The sequence below is a fragment of the Pseudomonas sp. UMAB-40 genome, assembly GCF_900095275.1.
GTDB lineage: Bacteria > Pseudomonadota > Gammaproteobacteria > Pseudomonadales > Pseudomonadaceae > Aquipseudomonas > Aquipseudomonas mandelii_B.
Genome location: NZ_LT607586.1, coordinates 20435 through 34049, shown reverse-complemented (window position 1 = coordinate 34049; position 13615 = coordinate 20435). Strand labels below are relative to the sequence as shown.

21 protein-coding genes and 1 pseudogene are annotated in these 13615 nt (G+C 58.8%); 4 read left to right on the top strand and 18 right to left on the bottom strand.

The window, feature by feature from the left end:
* From K0F88_RS31295 to K0F88_RS31210, 18 genes and pseudogenes are all read right to left on the bottom strand, one after another.
* A partial coding sequence (locus tag K0F88_RS31295; RefSeq protein WP_219097776.1) for a hypothetical protein occupies window positions 1–360 on the bottom strand: 360 nt, incomplete at its 3' end.
* A complete protein-coding gene (locus tag K0F88_RS31290; RefSeq protein WP_219097775.1) occupies window positions 357–704 on the bottom strand; it encodes a hypothetical protein in 348 nt (115 codons plus the stop codon). The genes K0F88_RS31290 and K0F88_RS31295, both read right to left, overlap by 4 nt.
* On the bottom strand, window positions 701–1555 hold the full coding sequence (locus K0F88_RS31285; RefSeq protein ID WP_219097774.1) for a hypothetical protein: 855 nt from the start codon (window positions 1553–1555) through the stop codon (window positions 701–703). The genes K0F88_RS31290 and K0F88_RS31285 overlap by 4 nt, the downstream gene beginning before the upstream one ends.
* On the bottom strand, window positions 1552–1902 hold the full coding sequence (locus K0F88_RS31280) for a hypothetical protein (RefSeq protein WP_219097773.1): 351 nt from the start codon (window positions 1900–1902) through the stop codon (window positions 1552–1554). The genes K0F88_RS31285 and K0F88_RS31280 overlap by 4 nt, the downstream gene beginning before the upstream one ends.
* A gap of 138 nt (window positions 1903–2040) precedes the next feature.
* Window positions 2041–2781: a metallophosphoesterase gene (locus tag K0F88_RS31275; protein ID WP_219097772.1), complete on the bottom strand. Its 741-nt coding sequence runs from the start codon at window positions 2779–2781 to the stop codon at window positions 2041–2043.
* A gap of 82 nt (window positions 2782–2863) precedes the next feature.
* Window positions 2864–3490, bottom strand: a complete 627-nt coding sequence (locus tag K0F88_RS31270) for a hypothetical protein (protein ID WP_219097771.1) — start codon at window positions 3488–3490, stop codon at window positions 2864–2866.
* Complete coding sequence (locus K0F88_RS31265) at window positions 3487–4296, bottom strand: DUF2786 domain-containing protein (protein ID WP_219097770.1); 810 nt, start codon at window positions 4294–4296, stop codon at window positions 3487–3489. Before K0F88_RS31265 ends, K0F88_RS31270 begins: the two co-directional genes overlap by 4 nt.
* A 174-nt stretch (window positions 4297–4470) precedes the next feature.
* Complete coding sequence (locus K0F88_RS31260) at window positions 4471–4911, bottom strand: ASCH domain-containing protein (RefSeq protein ID WP_219097769.1); 441 nt, start codon at window positions 4909–4911, stop codon at window positions 4471–4473.
* A 267-nt stretch (window positions 4912–5178) separates the two neighbouring features.
* Window positions 5179–5904, bottom strand: a complete 726-nt coding sequence (locus tag K0F88_RS31255; protein ID WP_219097768.1) for a hypothetical protein — start codon at window positions 5902–5904, stop codon at window positions 5179–5181.
* Window positions 5901–6245, bottom strand: a complete 345-nt coding sequence (locus tag K0F88_RS31250) for a hypothetical protein (protein ID WP_219097767.1) — start codon at window positions 6243–6245, stop codon at window positions 5901–5903. The genes K0F88_RS31255 and K0F88_RS31250 overlap by 4 nt, the downstream gene beginning before the upstream one ends.
* A gap of 22 nt (window positions 6246–6267) precedes the next feature.
* Window positions 6268–6714, bottom strand: a complete 447-nt coding sequence (locus K0F88_RS31245) for a hypothetical protein (RefSeq protein WP_219097766.1) — start codon at window positions 6712–6714, stop codon at window positions 6268–6270.
* Between the two features lie 142 nt (window positions 6715–6856).
* Window positions 6857–7528, bottom strand: a complete 672-nt coding sequence (locus tag K0F88_RS31240; protein WP_219097765.1) for a hypothetical protein — start codon at window positions 7526–7528, stop codon at window positions 6857–6859.
* Between the two features lies 1 nt (window position 7529).
* Window positions 7530–7886 carry a hypothetical protein gene (locus tag K0F88_RS31235; RefSeq protein WP_219097764.1) on the bottom strand — a complete coding sequence of 119 codons (357 nt, stop codon included), beginning with the start codon at window positions 7884–7886 and terminating at the stop codon, window positions 7530–7532.
* 134 nt (window positions 7887–8020) lie between these two features.
* A pseudogene (gene dut, locus K0F88_RS31230) lies at window positions 8021–8461 on the bottom strand (dUTP diphosphatase).
* Window positions 8458–8661: a hypothetical protein gene (locus K0F88_RS31225; protein ID WP_219097763.1), complete on the bottom strand. Its 204-nt coding sequence runs from the start codon at window positions 8659–8661 to the stop codon at window positions 8458–8460. The pseudogene dut and the gene K0F88_RS31225 overlap by 4 nt, the downstream one beginning before the upstream one ends.
* Window positions 8661–9059, bottom strand: a complete 399-nt coding sequence (locus tag K0F88_RS31220) for a Ref family recombination enhancement nuclease (protein WP_219097762.1) — start codon at window positions 9057–9059, stop codon at window positions 8661–8663. Before K0F88_RS31220 ends, K0F88_RS31225 begins: the two co-directional genes overlap by 1 nt.
* Before the next feature lie 46 nt (window positions 9060–9105).
* Window positions 9106–10131 (bottom strand): hypothetical protein, encoded by a 1026-nt coding sequence (locus K0F88_RS31215; RefSeq protein ID WP_219097761.1) that lies wholly within the window; start codon window positions 10129–10131, stop codon window positions 9106–9108.
* A gap of 399 nt (window positions 10132–10530) precedes the next feature.
* Window positions 10531–11022 carry a hypothetical protein gene (locus K0F88_RS31210; protein WP_219097760.1) on the bottom strand — a complete coding sequence of 164 codons (492 nt, stop codon included), beginning with the start codon at window positions 11020–11022 and terminating at the stop codon, window positions 10531–10533.
* 194 nt (window positions 11023–11216) lie between these two features.
* Between K0F88_RS31210 and K0F88_RS33100 the strand changes: the two genes are divergently transcribed.
* The 4 genes from K0F88_RS33100 to K0F88_RS31190 all read left to right on the top strand — a co-directional run bounded on the left by K0F88_RS33100 (window position 11217) and on the right by K0F88_RS31190 (window position 13610).
* The gene (locus K0F88_RS33100) at window positions 11217–11738 is read left to right on the top strand and encodes an HNH endonuclease signature motif containing protein (RefSeq protein WP_219097759.1); all 522 of its coding nucleotides are present in this window, start codon (window positions 11217–11219) and stop codon (window positions 11736–11738) included.
* Entirely contained in the window at window positions 11722–12249 is a 528-nt protein-coding gene (locus tag K0F88_RS31200) for a single-stranded DNA-binding protein (RefSeq protein ID WP_219097758.1), read from the top strand. The genes K0F88_RS33100 and K0F88_RS31200 overlap by 17 nt, the downstream gene beginning before the upstream one ends.
* Window positions 12250–12300: 51 nt before the next feature.
* The gene (gene rdgC, locus K0F88_RS31195) at window positions 12301–13221 is read left to right on the top strand and encodes a recombination-associated protein RdgC (RefSeq protein ID WP_219097757.1); all 921 of its coding nucleotides are present in this window, start codon (window positions 12301–12303) and stop codon (window positions 13219–13221) included.
* 125 nt (window positions 13222–13346) lie between these two features.
* Window positions 13347–13610, top strand: a complete 264-nt coding sequence (locus K0F88_RS31190) for a hypothetical protein (RefSeq protein WP_219097756.1) — start codon at window positions 13347–13349, stop codon at window positions 13608–13610.
* The last annotated feature ends 5 nt before the right edge of the window (window positions 13611–13615 follow it).

The window sequence follows — 13615 nt, the reverse complement described above, 5'->3', positions numbered from 1 at the left end:
AATTTCCGACCGCAACCGCTCAACCTCGCCCGCATCGGAGTGGGTATAGACGATCCGCGTCAAATAGCTGTCGTGCCTTGTATCTCGCTCGTACTCAGCCAGTTCAACGTCAACCCATCCGCCACCACCTTCGCCCATGTACTGCGTCTGGTACACCGGCTGCGCACCAACTTGCGATTTTGCGCAGGTTGCCGTTTCAGCTTGCTGCGCTACAGGGGCGGCGGCGAGTAGGTCACGCAATTCAGGCAGGCCGGTTTCGATCAGGTCATTTGCCTTGTTGGAAAACCCGGACGCCTGGCGCCAGGTCATTTCGATATTGCGCAACAGTGCTACCGGTACCATTTTCGATTCATTACTCATACGACCGTTACCCCTTCTGATTCGATAATGACGCGGACCTCATCAATCGCCGCGTTCCGGCCTTCGCCGCCCATGCTGAAAATCGCACGGCCTTGGTAATCGATCGGTTTAGCACGCGCCGGCAACGTAATCACCAGCGCCTCCCGAGAAAGCTTCCAAGCCGCCTCAAAAGCGGGCCACTGCTCCCCGCCTTCGATAAAGCTGTAATACGGCCGCCCATGCTCAAGCGTTTTGACCAGGTGCTGGCGCATCGCCTCGGTGAACTGGTGCCCGGCGGCCTTCATCTGCGCGCTGTGCTGGTCAATCACGAACGCCTCAAAGGCGCAATGCGTCCGGGCGCTCATGCGCTGGCCACCGCTGCCCGAGGATTGGCCAAGCGGCGCAAGTACTCCACCGCCATCACCACAGGGAAGATCGCAAACAGCCCGCCGTCGCAATGGTCGTCCTTGCGCAGTTGCATAGAGCCCTCTTCGACATAGCACCAGCCGCCGCGCTTCCCCTTGCCAGCTTGGAAGCCGTAATACGCAAGGTAGTTATCTTTGGTTAGTTGGAAGTGCGTGGCGTGGCGAGCATCCACCAGCATGCGCTCAAGCTCTGGAAGGTGCTCAAGGGTCAGCTCGCCCGGTAGCGCTCGGTCATCACCAATGAGGATCGGCGGCAGGCGCTTATCCATTTTGCACCTCCAGCGCACCCACGTATGGGTCTTTACCGGGCCGTTGTCGTTGGGGATATGGGCGCGCAATTGCTGCTCGCGACCGCTCGGAGCCCGATATCTCGGCTGAGTTACCGGCGGCGGGGTTTTCGGGCGAGCCACCAGCTTGGCCGGATCAATCACCGGTGCGGTGCTGGCCACCGGCTCAGGCTTTGGGGCTGGGGTTGGCTCGACCACCGGCGCCGCAGCCTTCACTTGCGTCGGCAACGACTGGGGCCGCGGCTGGGGCTTCAACAGCTCCGGGCGCTCTTCCAGCTCAAACACTTCGTCTTCGCCGCCTTCCGCGCCATAGATCACAGCGCCAACGGTACGGCCTTGGTCCTGCTGATCCTCAACCCACTGCACTAGCGCCAGCCCGCGCGCCAACAGCAAATTGAGGCTGGCGTGGCCACACTGACGCAGCAACAGGTCAACACGCTCTTTGCTCGCGTCCGACATGCTGAACATGATGTCGTGGCGAACTGGTCCGTTTGTCGCACTCATACCTCACCCCCACGGTAGGCAGTCTTAAGGAAACGCTCTACAGCGTCCGTCGCTGATCCGCCCTCGACATTGCGGCCACCTTCCACAATTAACGGCAGGCAGCGGCGCAACAAACGCTCACCATGGCGCAGACGTTCGGCTGTCGCTTTTGCCTGCTCTGCCAGCTCTTCGGTGGTGGTAGGGACCGGCCGGGCGTGCTCGGTCGGCTTGCGGGCCAGAATGAGGCGCAGCAAGTTGCGGCGAGCGCCCGCATCAGACTTCAAGCACGGCATTCCCGGCGCGGCGCGCTCAAGATCCTCATACAGGCCCGCCAGCAGCTCGCGGGTAACTAGCAGGTAGTCAGCCATTTGCGCGCTCCTGGCCTGCTTTCGGCGTTTGGTAATCGTTCATGGGGGGTAATCCTTTTCTCTGGCTGGACTGCACGGGCATATTTACATAAAAACGCTAATGTGTCATTAACGTTTTAACGCTTTAACTCATTGCAGTTATTGCCAGTCGGGCAGAAGCTTTGGAGGGGCGGCGGGATAGGTGGCCAGCGTTGATAGGTCGATCAGGGTGAAATGCCCCCAGTCACTGCGCCAGCCACCCGTATCAATGTGATGGACGTTCCCTAGCACCAGCGGCGCCCGGAGCGGGCTGTGACCAACCACCAGCGCCCGCACGCCATCCACCGGCGTCGTGTCACCTTCCTCTACCCGCTTGCGGGACCACATGCAGGTGTTATGCACCAGGCGCAGGCGCTTTTTGCTCTCCGGAGATTCCAGCTCGTCACGCAATCGATCCCATGACTGGAACGGACAATCAGCGTGAACTACCCCCACCAGCCCGCCGGCCGTCTCGACCTCAATGGCGATAGGAATCTCGGCGAACTGCACAGCGAACTCTTTCTGTTCAAACAGCGATAAACCCGCGAACCACGAGCCGCCGTTGTAGATCCAGTTGTCCACATCGCAGGTATCGAACCGACACACGTAATCGTCGTGATTGCCGCGCACCGGGTGAAACCATGGCTTGGCCAGCCACTCCAGGACGTCGCGACATTCAGGGCCACGGTCCACCAGGTCGCCGGCGCTGAATAGCCGGTCGCGCTCCGGATCAAACCCCACCGCGTCCAGTGCCTTTTGCAGCCGGGTGAAATGGCCGTGGATATCGCCCACAGCAAAATCCCGGCCCGCCGTGTTGGCCGCGAAGCGCTTCATTCGTATTGTCCCTATTACCTCAAGCATGACGCCCACCCTCTCAAATAAAAACGGCAAAGCGTTATGGCGCTTTGCCGTTAAGATGTTATAGCGCTTTATAGTGGCTGGATCAGGGCGCGTTGCTACCGCCGCAGTGCGAGCAGTCGGTATAGACCGGGGAAGGCACAAAACGACCGCATCCACCGCAGTTCTGAATACTTGAGCGCGACGGTTTCTGCCGCTTGGCCAGCATAATCCCTGTGCCGCGCAGCGCTTTCTTGTGGTTTACCTTCGCGCTGGCCACCACCTTGCGCGCCAACCCGTCAGCGATGGCCTTGGGGATCGCTCTCAGGCCGTTACGCCCCACAGCCCCAATAGAGACGCCCATGCTCCCCTCAAATGCCTCAGCCTCGGCCAGGTTGTCGCTGTGCCGACCATCCGCGGTCTGCCACAGCAGATCGTTGCCATTCCAGGCGCGCGCCGCATACAGGTAGACGGGCTCGGTACCATCCAACTGCGTCGCGATTTCGTCCGGTTTCACATACTGGCAATCGACCGCCAGCGTGTGGTGCTCCAACAGGTACGCCAGCGGCCAAGGCAGATCGGTTTCACGGCACTCGTTCTGGCTGCTCGCCTCTTCCTTGGTGTAGCGCTGAGCCGCGTCCAGGTTCGTCGTGTAGCCGGATCCGTTCTTACCCCAAAACATCAGGCGGTCGCCGGTATTGCCGCGCGAGTCCTGCAATACAAATTCAGTCACAGAAAGCTCCCCTGTGTTCCTAGTGGTGCCTGGCCAATGGCAGTCAGCGGCTCGCCTGTCGTGCCAACACCGTGATTGACTTGGGCCTTCTGGCCAGCCTGCGCACCATGGAACGCATCAAGCCCGCTGATCTTCATTCGGCGCATTGGCGCACCTGGTGCCGGGCCTTTCCCCTCGGTGAGGTTGTGGATATACGCCTTTATCAGCTCTTCGCCCTTGCTCTTGATCGCGATCAGCGCGCAGGTATTGCTTTCGCGTTGCACCGGATCGTCTTCGCCAGTGGGCACAAGGGCCTGTAGCTTCTTGTCTACCTGCTGCACCCAATAGACAGAAAAATGCCCGCCACGGGCCTTGGCGCTCACGCCGGTCGCGGGAATCTCTTTGCGATTGATTTTTTCGACATAGATTTTGCGCGCTGCCATGCACTGGCGGTGCAGGGTGTCGTAGGCATAACGGGCGATTTCCGGCGCAGGCGCCACACCAATAAACACAGCGACTTCCACGCGGCACCGCTTGGTGGCGCTCCATGTAATGCTTGTAAGTGTTTCGCAGTCGAAGACGCCAGCCACTACGGAGGCAAGTAAGCGCTCCCACTGTTCGCGCTTCGTTTTTTCCTTTTCGCTCTTGGACAGGCCGACGTCACTGAGGTGTACCTGCGTGTCAGTCAGGCGGTACTTCGCCATCAAGGCCTGAGCCTGGCGCATGGCCGTGGCCGCCTCGTGCTCGTTGGAGCTGGTCGACAGCGCCAGGCAGTGCTTGATCTTGCGAATGACGCGTTCAAGCTCGGTCGGATCGATATCAGTCATGCCTAAAACCCTGCCAGAAGTTTGTTCTGCAACATTTCAACAGTGGTCGGATGCGCAAAAAGCCCGGCGGGCGTCTTGATGACCACTCGCGCGGTTTTGATCGTGAAACGCTGGTACCGGTGCCACATACAGCGATGCGCCCACTTTCGCTCCTGGCGGTGCGACTCTTTTGTTTCAGGAATACACGGATCGGAGTAAATCGTGAGGCCGTTGGACAGGCGCGCTATGATCAGCCCCTTGTGGCAGTAGGTTGTTCGGCACTTCGAAGAATTGGAGCTGGCCAGGGTACGGAATGAACGGCAGATACTGAGGCGCGCGCAGCAAATACCCCTTCTGCCCCATGTACCAAGGCGAATCGCTGTGGTCCAGGCTGTCGACCAACTCAACAGATCCGACAATCCCGCCACGTTGCAGCTCAGCAAAGCGGGGCATGTCGGTAATGCCGCGTTCCATGGCGAACCGATAGGCATCGGCGTATTCGTCCCTTGTCATGCCCTTGGCAGCGTGTACCAGGAAGCGGCCCCGGTACTTTGTGTGCCAACTGCGGTTTTCGATGTCTTTGCCGCCGTGGATGATGAGCCACGCCCACGGCTGGCGGATGGATAGTGCTTTCATTTGCGTGCATTCCTATTGCGGTGCTTTTCGCCCTTTGTGCGACGGATCGGGTGAAAAGGGTCGCGGCGCTCGGCACGCTCGCGGGCAAGTTCCCGGTTGCGGTCTGCGCTGTTCCAGTCACAGTTGCTCATTTCTTTACTCGATCAGGGCTTGGGGCCGGGATGTACGAGCCTGTAGGGCCACGCCACACCCCGAACCGGTCTACGGTGCATTCGCGCCAGCGGCCGGGATTCCCGTACTGAGGCGCGAACCACACCAGGTGCTTGGTCACTGCTCGGCGGCCTTCTGATGCGGATATGGGTATAGGTCGTAGATCGTCCCGTTGCCGTTGTCCGCCAGGTTCAAGGCCTCACACACCTTGCGGTTGGGCTCAATCTCGTAATCGCCTATCTCGCCCGAGTCGGCCTCGCCAAACTGGATGTGCGCCACCGGCTCCCCGGCGGGCTTGGAAATCAGCATAAGGGCTGTGCGGAACTGCTCGACGTACTGCTCTTCTGACTCGGCGGCCCATTTGTTCACCAAACAATCATCATCCGGCTCAGCACCTTCGTCTCCAGGCTCATCGCCTGGCGCGCCCGGAACCATGAAAAACTCGCGCTCTACTGCGCTGAGGTAGTTTGAAAACCGCTGAATGGTTTCCAGATGGCCCAGCAGTGCGGCGGGGGAACGCGCCAGCTCACCAATGCCAATCAGCTCGTAAATGCGTTGAAGCGTGGCGGTGTCGCCATATGTGACCAAAGGCTTGCGATAAAGCGGACCTTCGTTGGCAATCCACCGGCCCACATCGCCGCCCGACCACATTTTGCGCAGCATGCTGGGGAAAACCAGTTTCGCCGGCTCGCTCTGGTGCTGCGCAGCATGAATAATCGGCGCCAAGTACTCGGCAATCAGTTTGCGCTGAGTGGTCCACTGAGTATCCGTCAGCGCCCTGGCGATCAGGTCATTCAGTTCAAGGCTGTCGCCCATGCCAATCGGGTGGTTATTGTTATTCATGGATGGATTCCGTAAATGTCTTTGAGGGCGGTTTCGTGGTGCTGACGGCACATCCAGACGATTGGGTCCAGCTTGTGAAACGGCAGTTGAAACCCCGTCCCGGCGCGCAAGGCCGATTCATCACACATGTGTTTGAACCGGTGCGTAACCAGTTCCCAGCCGGCCAGAAGCGTCTTGCAAAGGCCGTCGAAATAGGTGTCTGGCACCACAGGGGCGTCCAGGAGGTAATAGCGAATACTGTGTTCCAAGTACTCGCCATAGGTAGCGTTGAGGATCTTGCTTTCTACGCTGACCACCGCGACCGGCGCCGGCGGATCGATGGGCGCCGGCATGGCAAACATGTCGGTCTGCGCCTCGGCCCGCCTACTCATCGCGCACCAGCGCTAAAGAGTTAAAACGCTTAAGCGCTATAACGCATGTTTCCTCACTGGTGTGGCAAACCGCGCAGTTGGGACAATGAGCCTGCCCGCTGGTGTTCGTGCGCTCTTCACGCTCAATGAACCGCTCGCGCGCCTGGCGGGCTTTCATGCCGACCAAAGTAGGGATCGAACCGAAGGGCTCGCCGTCTTCGCGGTTGAATGCGTCCTCATCGTTCGCGTAGTGCGCGCAAACCTCTTCAAGCAAATGCAACTCGACCAGCGCCGGGTTCGCCTTGAGAGCGGCCAGCGCCCACGCCATGAGGCCGGAATGTTCAACCGGGCGAACAGTCCGGGCATTGCCCACCAGCCAGCTTTGCAGCGCGGCGGCTTCGGCCATGTCTTGCCGGCGAGCAGCCAAGCCGAATGGATCTTTAGGGAGTGATTCCGTCATTGCCCAGCCCCCAGTGATGCGGTGCGAACTTGGCGTTTCTTGCTGCACTTCGCGTGGTTGCCGCTGCTACGGGCGCGCCCACACTCATCACACACGGACTTGACGCGGATATGGCCGAAAGGCTTGGGGCCAAGATGAATGCTCATGCTGCGCACTCCATCGACGACGGGACGTTGATAATCGGCAGTTGCTGCGCAGCCTCACGGCAAAGGCGCATCTGCTCAGGCGGATAGCCCCAAATGTTGCCCCCGCCCAACTGACGATCGATCCCGAGATAGGCCGGGTCGATACGCTCGCCCCTCATCACGTAGTTGCGCATTTGCAGCACCAAATCACGCAGCGTGCCGTCGTGGCTAAACCCCCGCCATTTGCTGGTGGCCTTGGCCTCGATCATTGTCCCGCTCGCATCATGCAGGTAGACGCGCTGGTCAAAGCTCAAGCGCGCCACGCTGTCGTTTTTGCGGGAGTAGAAGAAGCCTTGGCCGTAACTGGAAATGACCTCTATCAGGCGGTTGGCGTACTCACAACGCAGCAGCCGGGCGAACTGGCTACTTCCGTGTTCGACCATGCCCGTTTCCAGCATGGCGGCCACCAGCCTTTCACACAGCTCGACGCGGGCGGTGTTCATGTCCGCGTTTCCGATCCCGCAGACCAACAGCTCGGCAACGGTGGCGGTCGGCAGATGCTTGGCAATCAGGCGCAGCTTGTCATTGCCGGTACAGAGCCGGGCGGTGAACTCAAAGCGGGGGTTGCCCACCATCGCGCCAACCCAGTCAGGTTTGGTGATGGCAGAGCCTCGGGCTTGATCCTTCATATCAGTGAACCTCCGGATGAACAGGGCGGCCCGCGTAGGGCTCCAGTCGGTGCGCAATCATGGCGGCCACTTCAATCAGGCCAGCACGGCTACTCATTGGGGCTTTAGCGATAACGCTATTGCCTTCAAGCGATTCGACCAGCAACGCGATAGTGGCATGGTCCGGCTTGATGGCTTTCCCCGCCCGCAGATCCTCAGTCAGCGCGCGGGCGGTATCAGCCCAGCGCTCAGCGTCAAAATCGGCAGGGGGATTGATTTCGTAAAAGTCGGCCAGGATTTCCGGGCAGGCCAGGAAGCGCATTCGGTGCGCTAACAGGTCCGCCGACATCCGGCTAAACATCAGTGGCAAGGAGGGCATGGGGTTTTTCTCTGGCGTTTTGATGAGGACGCGAGATTATCATTATGCCCTGAATTTTATAAAGCTTTATTTGAATAAAACTTATGATTTGTGTCCGGGGATAGAAAATCATCCCCGGACATGCGCGGGTAAAACTATGCGGTGCCTGTGTGGCCGAAGCCCGCAGCGCCACGGTCTGATGCGGTGGTGAACTCTTCCACCTCGACCAGCTCCTGGCCGAAGAACGACGGCGACACACGGGTGACAATCACCAACTGGGCGATTCTATCCCCCGCCTAAAATGTCACCGCCTCATCACCGTGATTGATCAGGATTACTTTTGCTTCCCCCTGATAGCCGCCGTCGACCAAACCGGCCAGGGTGTCGATCCCGTGCTTTTCCGCCAACCCACTGCGCGGCCAAACCTGTGCGCCCTGGTCCGGCAGGAAGTCATAGGCGAAGCCGGTAGGGATCGTGGCGCGCTGGCGGGGCTGGAGTGTCACCGCCTGAGTGGTTCGCAGGTCATAACCGAAGTCGCGCGCCTTGGCGCGCTCAGGCAGCGGCAGGGTGTGGGAGCCGATACGTTTTACGTTCATTGGTGCTTGTCCTTGGTTTTGCGGCCCGCCCGGTGCGAGCCGTTGAGTGGTTCCTGGCCGTCGTCGAGCGGCCAGTACATGAGCTTGTTGCAGTCGCTGCACCGTTTGCGGTTGAGCGACTTGAACTTAATCAGGGCAGTACTCCCGCACCGGCAAACCTTCGTGCTGCGCTTTGCCGGTGCCTGTTCGGTGTGGCTCATCAAGCGGCCTCGTGATTGCTCTGTTCCCACGCTGTCACCAGCGCACGCACGCCATCCGGAACAGCACGGCCCGAGGCATCCACCAACTGGACACACATGGCCACCAGCTCGATTTCGCTGGCGTACTTCTCAATCCAGCGCGCTTTGTGTCCGTGAACCGCCAACATGCCAGGGCGCTGGCCATAGCCGTTCATGTGGTGGCCGGCACACAGCGGCAGCACGAAGAAATGCGCGTGGGGTTTGGTGCGGCCGTCACAGTGGTGAATCGAAACGTGGGCCTGCTCTGAAAAGTCCCGTGGGAAGCCGTCCAACATGCAGCAGATGCAACCGCAAATGTCCGCTACGTCGTTGAACCACTGGTCTTGGGCCTTGGTTGGGTTTTTACCTGAATGGCGCATGGTTGTTTTCTCTCTGGCGATTGAGTGTTTGGGCGTTACGGGTGAATCACTTGCTCGGTATGCCCACGCGAGTTTTGAGCGCGCTCAGGGCTACGGCGCCGGTCGAGGCTGGCGACGGTGTGGATTTGATGGTTTCGGCTGGTAGCGGCGCTGAGGCGCTGGCCTGTTCAGCTTCCCGCACGGCCACCGCCGCCCTGTCCGCCCGCTTTTGGCTTTTTTCGGTCAGCACAGCCTTGCCGGCGTAGCTTTCACAGTTCTTCAAAAAGATGGCGACCGGGTGGAGCTTGTCGGTCAGTGACGCGGCGGATTCATGCTTGACGTAATGGGTCGCCGCGGCTGGCGTTGCGTCCTGGATGCGGGCAACGGCCTTACCCATGATCCCGGCCACAGTGGCGTTGTAGACGGGCCAAATCTTGTACCGCTCACGAAATGCCACGGCATACGCCAGCCAGGCGGCATAGATCGCACTGGTCGGGTTGCTTGGGTAATCGCTTGGGTAATCAGCGGGTAGCGTCGAGTCGATAACAGCGGCCCGATCCTGATCCGTTTTATCGTCCTGGGGGTCGGTGATAGGTTTTACTGCTTTTTCAATCTTTGTTGCTCTTTCAGTACTGTCTAATGTTTCGGGCTTTGCCGTAAACGATTCGGCCGTTTCCGCCAAATCCGGAAACGGTGCAGGGGTTTCTACCGTTTCCGTCAAATCCGGAAACGGTGAGCTGGTTTTACTTCCCAGCGACTGCACATACTCGGCCGCGGCCTCTAGATCAGGCGTTTCCGACACTTCGTAATCAACGCCGACAAAGTTGCCGCCTTCCCGCTTGAACTCCCGGTAGACGTACCCGGCCGCGCGCAGCTCGTTGATGATGCTGTAAACCTTGTCCTTGCCCGCCGACTTGCCTATGGCCTTCTTGGTGCGGTTGATCAGATCCCTGACTTGGACGGTCCACATGTCAGGCTTGCTCAGGAGGTAGACCAGCATTCCGCGCGCCTCCCACGACAATCGATCGTCGTCGACGATGTTGGTGGGAAGGTTGTAAAACTGGGCTTTCCGTGCGGCGCGAACGATGCTCATCGAGCACCCCCTAAAGATTGGATGCTGATGGCAAAAAAGACGGACGTAGACGGGTACTGAAAATCACAGCGTAAGGGCCGGTTCAGCGAAACACCGTTAGAAAATTCTTGGAAAAGGCGCGAAAGTTTGCAGATCCCGAGCCTGTGGTATACTCGGGCCGTCAACAAAGCAAATCCCCTTGGCGCCATCTTCCGATAGCACAAGGCAAGCAAGGAAAGCTCACGGATTGATGGTCTTGTTGTTTGTTCATAGTTTGGTGGAAGTCAAAAAGAACCTATAACCTTGGCGGGGGCGGGTTCTTTTTTTTCGTCTCCTGTTTAGTGGGAGGTCGGCCGTTCGGCCCTAATCGGCGTGCTGTATACCATAGCCGAAAGGTGGCCGTCTAACATTGCGCGCTCCCTATACGTCGTTGTTGCCGCTGTCTTTTTTCGGACGCAGCGCCGCAACCACTTGCAGATACAGGGCTTTCGACACTCCGCGCTGGCCACTCGGTGACTCCATCACTTGCGCGATTTTGTTCTTGCTGCGGCCTGCCCATTCCGGATCAAGGTCGTACTTTTCCAGCTTACGCACCAGCCGGGTACCGCGCGCCACTGACGCCCGCACTTCACGCTCAGGCAGTGGCTGATCGAAGTAGCCAAATGGCATGCCGATCACGTATTCCAAGCGCCGCGCCAGCTTTTCGGTGATGCCCGTCCGGTCATTGCACGCCACACTCACCTGGTTTGACAGGGTATGCAGCTCCTTGCCGGGCAAATGCCGGAACAGGTCCAGCCGAACGCCGTCGGCCTTAAGGTCGACGTACAGGTAAAACCGGCGCCGGCGCTCCTGATAGCTGGCTTGCACGGCCTCTTCAACCGTCATAGCGCCCTCAAACACTTCCAGATTCATTGCGGTTACAGCTCCAAATCAATCGATATGACCAGATACTAAACCATCCCAACATAAAAGCGCTGTTTTAAATCTTCGCAAGGCATTATCTTATGCGCCGAACAGGGGTTATTACGCCCAAACGATGTATAGGGATAGTTTAGGAGGGGTCTTTTATGGCTCGCGGAGTCAACAAAGTACGGGAGGCGCCCTGAATGACCGCGAAGGCGAGAACTCGGATATGCAGAACATGCAGCGGGGTATTCACTGAGGCCCGGAAAGATTCCAACGCTCAATGGGAGCGGCGCGAGTTTTGTAGCATTCCGTGCAACAACTCCAGCATCCACCGAATCACGAGCATTTTTGAAAGATTGGAAAAGTATCAAATCAAGACGGAAGGCTGCTGGGGCTGGTCAGGGGCTACCGATGATGAGGGGTATGGCGTCCTTAGCCCAAGAGACAAAAAAACCTCAGCCTCACCTGAGAAGGCTCATCGAGTCAGCTTCGAAATGTCTTTTGGGCCAGTACCTGACGGCTTGCTCGTATGTCATAGCTGCGACAACACGTCATGCACGAAGCCCGAACATCTATTCGCAGGAACACAGAAAGACAACATGGTCGATTGCTCTACAAAGAACCGACTAAATTCACTATCACTGCTCAACCTACAGCCCGGAACAAAGGGTGTGCGGGGCGCAGGACCGAAGAAGGAAGGCCTCAATGGCTCGCGGCGTTAACAAGGTCATATTGGTGGGTACATGCGGCCAAGATCCAGAAACTCGGTTCCTACCCAACGGCAACGCGGTAACGAACCTGAGTCTGGCCACCAGCGAGCAATGGACCGACAAGCAGACCGGCCAGAAGGTCGAAAAGACGGAATGGCACCGGGTAAGCATGTTCGGCAAGGTCGCGGAAATCGCCGGCGAATACCTACGCAAGGGCTCTCAGGTCTATATCGAGGGCAAGCTGTCCACTCGCGAGTGGGAGAAGGACGGTATCAAGCGCTACACCACTGAAATCGTCGTCGACATGCAGGGCACCATGCAACTGCTCGGCGGCCGTCCACAGGGCGACCAGCAAGGCCAGCCACAACAGCAACAGCGCCAACGCGCAGCCGATCCAAGCACCGCCGGCCGTCAGCAGGCGCCGCGCCCACAACAGAATCAGCAGGGCGCCCCCGGCCCTGATAAAGATTCTTATGACGACGACATACCCTTTGCGCCCGTGCCCTACCTCGCCGGCGTCTAAATCCCCGTGGGCCATCCGGTCCACGTCCGCCCTACCCCGCTAAGGACAACCATGTTTTTCAAGAATCTGCTGGTCTACCGCCTCACCCAAACCCTGCCCTTCAACAGCGAAGCGCTGCAAACGGCGATGCTCACTAAGCCGGCGCGCCCGACTGCCACCCAAGAACTCAACACCTACGGTTTCGCCGCCCCCTTCGGCAAGGGCGAAGACGCGCCGCTGGTGCATGTCAGTGGTGACTTCCTGCTGATCTGCGCCCGCAAGGAAGAACGCATTTTGCCGGGTAGCGTCGTGCGTGAAGCGGTGAAGGAAAAGGTCGATGAAATCGAAGCGGAGCAAATGCGCAAGGTCTACAAAAAGGAACGCGACCAGATCAAGGACGAAATCATTCAGGCCTTCCTACCGCGGGCATTCGTCCGCCGATCCACCACCTTCGCCGCTATTGATCCGAAGGCCGGTCTGATCCTGGTCAACACGTCCTCCCCAGCCCGCGCCGAGGACTTGCTGTCCACCTTGCGCGAAGTTCTAGGCACGCTGCCTGTGCGCCCGCTGACGGTGAAGATCAACCCGGCCGCCTGCATGACTGAATGGGTAAACACCAAGAAGGCGCCGGCCGATTTCTTCGTGCTTGATCAGTGCGAGTTGCGCGACACCCACGAAGACGGCGGCATTGTGCGTTGCAAACGCCAGGATCTGACCAGCGACGAAATTCAACTGCATCTGAGCACTGGGAAGCTGGTCACTCAGGTATCCATGGCTTACCAGGACAAGCTGTCGTTTGCTCTCGACGACCGCATGGGCATCAAGGGCATCAAGTTTGAGGACATCCTGACCAATCAGGCCGAAGCCGACGGCGGTGAAGATGCTTTGGGCCAGCTCGACGCGGGGTTTGTCCTGATGATGCTGACCTTCCGCCAATTTCTGCCGGCGCTGTTTGAAGCCTTGGGCGGCGAGGAAATCCCGCAGGGCATTTGACCAAACGACAGGCGAAAAAAAACCGCGCGGACTCTACAGCCTGCGCGGCTTCTTCTCACTTTAATCGCCAGAGAAAAGTAGCCCGGATTTTACGCAAGGGCGCCAGTTATGCAAGGGATCACCCCATGAAAGCCATATTCAACGGTAGCGCCACTAAAACATTCGGCAACCGGCCCAAAAAAAGCACTTCCTGGTGGGGAATGGTTACGGCCGTTGGCAAGGACGGCGATGCAGCAGAGGTCAAGTGGGCGACTCAGCCAGGTCGACCGCTCACCTACCCGGAAGCCATGACGGCCGTAAGTGCTGCCATGGATGAAGCCGAAGGCGTCTACCTCGAAACCTACGACCGTGTTCCGGATCGTGTCACTTTCAGCATTGAATGCCGGTAAGCCGG

What these genes read in the sequence shown, in the direction of transcription:
- K0F88_RS31290 (WP_219097775.1), bottom strand. Translation starts at nt 704, where the DNA reads ATGAGCGCCCGGACGCATTGCGCCTTTGAGGCGTTCGTGATTGACCAG.
- K0F88_RS31285 (WP_219097774.1), bottom strand. Translation starts at nt 1,555, where the DNA reads ATGAGTGCGACAAACGGACCAGTTCGCCACGACATCATGTTCAGCATG.
- K0F88_RS31280 (WP_219097773.1), bottom strand. Translation starts at nt 1,902, where the DNA reads ATGGCTGACTACCTGCTAGTTACCCGCGAGCTGCTGGCGGGCCTGTAT.
- K0F88_RS31275 (WP_219097772.1), bottom strand. Translation starts at nt 2,781, where the DNA reads ATGCTTGAGGTAATAGGGACAATACGAATGAAGCGCTTCGCGGCCAAC.
- K0F88_RS31265 (WP_219097770.1), bottom strand. Translation starts at nt 4,296, where the DNA reads ATGACTGATATCGATCCGACCGAGCTTGAACGCGTCATTCGCAAGATC.
- K0F88_RS31260 (WP_219097769.1), bottom strand. Translation starts at nt 4,911, where the DNA reads ATGAAAGCACTATCCATCCGCCAGCCGTGGGCGTGGCTCATCATCCAC.
- K0F88_RS31255 (WP_219097768.1), bottom strand. Translation starts at nt 5,904, where the DNA reads ATGAATAACAATAACCACCCGATTGGCATGGGCGACAGCCTTGAACTG.
- K0F88_RS31250 (WP_219097767.1), bottom strand. Translation starts at nt 6,245, where the DNA reads ATGTTTGCCATGCCGGCGCCCATCGATCCGCCGGCGCCGGTCGCGGTG.
- K0F88_RS31245 (WP_219097766.1), bottom strand. Translation starts at nt 6,714, where the DNA reads ATGACGGAATCACTCCCTAAAGATCCATTCGGCTTGGCTGCTCGCCGG.
- K0F88_RS31240 (WP_219097765.1), bottom strand. Translation starts at nt 7,528, where the DNA reads ATGAAGGATCAAGCCCGAGGCTCTGCCATCACCAAACCTGACTGGGTT.
- K0F88_RS31235 (WP_219097764.1), bottom strand. Translation starts at nt 7,886, where the DNA reads ATGCCCTCCTTGCCACTGATGTTTAGCCGGATGTCGGCGGACCTGTTA.
- K0F88_RS31225 (WP_219097763.1), bottom strand. Translation starts at nt 8,661, where the DNA reads ATGAGCCACACCGAACAGGCACCGGCAAAGCGCAGCACGAAGGTTTGC.
- K0F88_RS31220 (WP_219097762.1), bottom strand. Translation starts at nt 9,059, where the DNA reads ATGCGCCATTCAGGTAAAAACCCAACCAAGGCCCAAGACCAGTGGTTC.
- K0F88_RS31215 (WP_219097761.1), bottom strand. Translation starts at nt 10,131, where the DNA reads ATGAGCATCGTTCGCGCCGCACGGAAAGCCCAGTTTTACAACCTTCCC.
- K0F88_RS31210 (WP_219097760.1), bottom strand. Translation starts at nt 11,022, where the DNA reads ATGAATCTGGAAGTGTTTGAGGGCGCTATGACGGTTGAAGAGGCCGTG.
- K0F88_RS33100 (WP_219097759.1), top strand. Translation starts at nt 11,217, where the DNA reads ATGACCGCGAAGGCGAGAACTCGGATATGCAGAACATGCAGCGGGGTA.
- K0F88_RS31200 (WP_219097758.1), top strand. Translation starts at nt 11,722, where the DNA reads ATGGCTCGCGGCGTTAACAAGGTCATATTGGTGGGTACATGCGGCCAA.
- rdgC (WP_219097757.1), top strand. Translation starts at nt 12,301, where the DNA reads ATGTTTTTCAAGAATCTGCTGGTCTACCGCCTCACCCAAACCCTGCCC.
- K0F88_RS31190 (WP_219097756.1), top strand. Translation starts at nt 13,347, where the DNA reads ATGAAAGCCATATTCAACGGTAGCGCCACTAAAACATTCGGCAACCGG.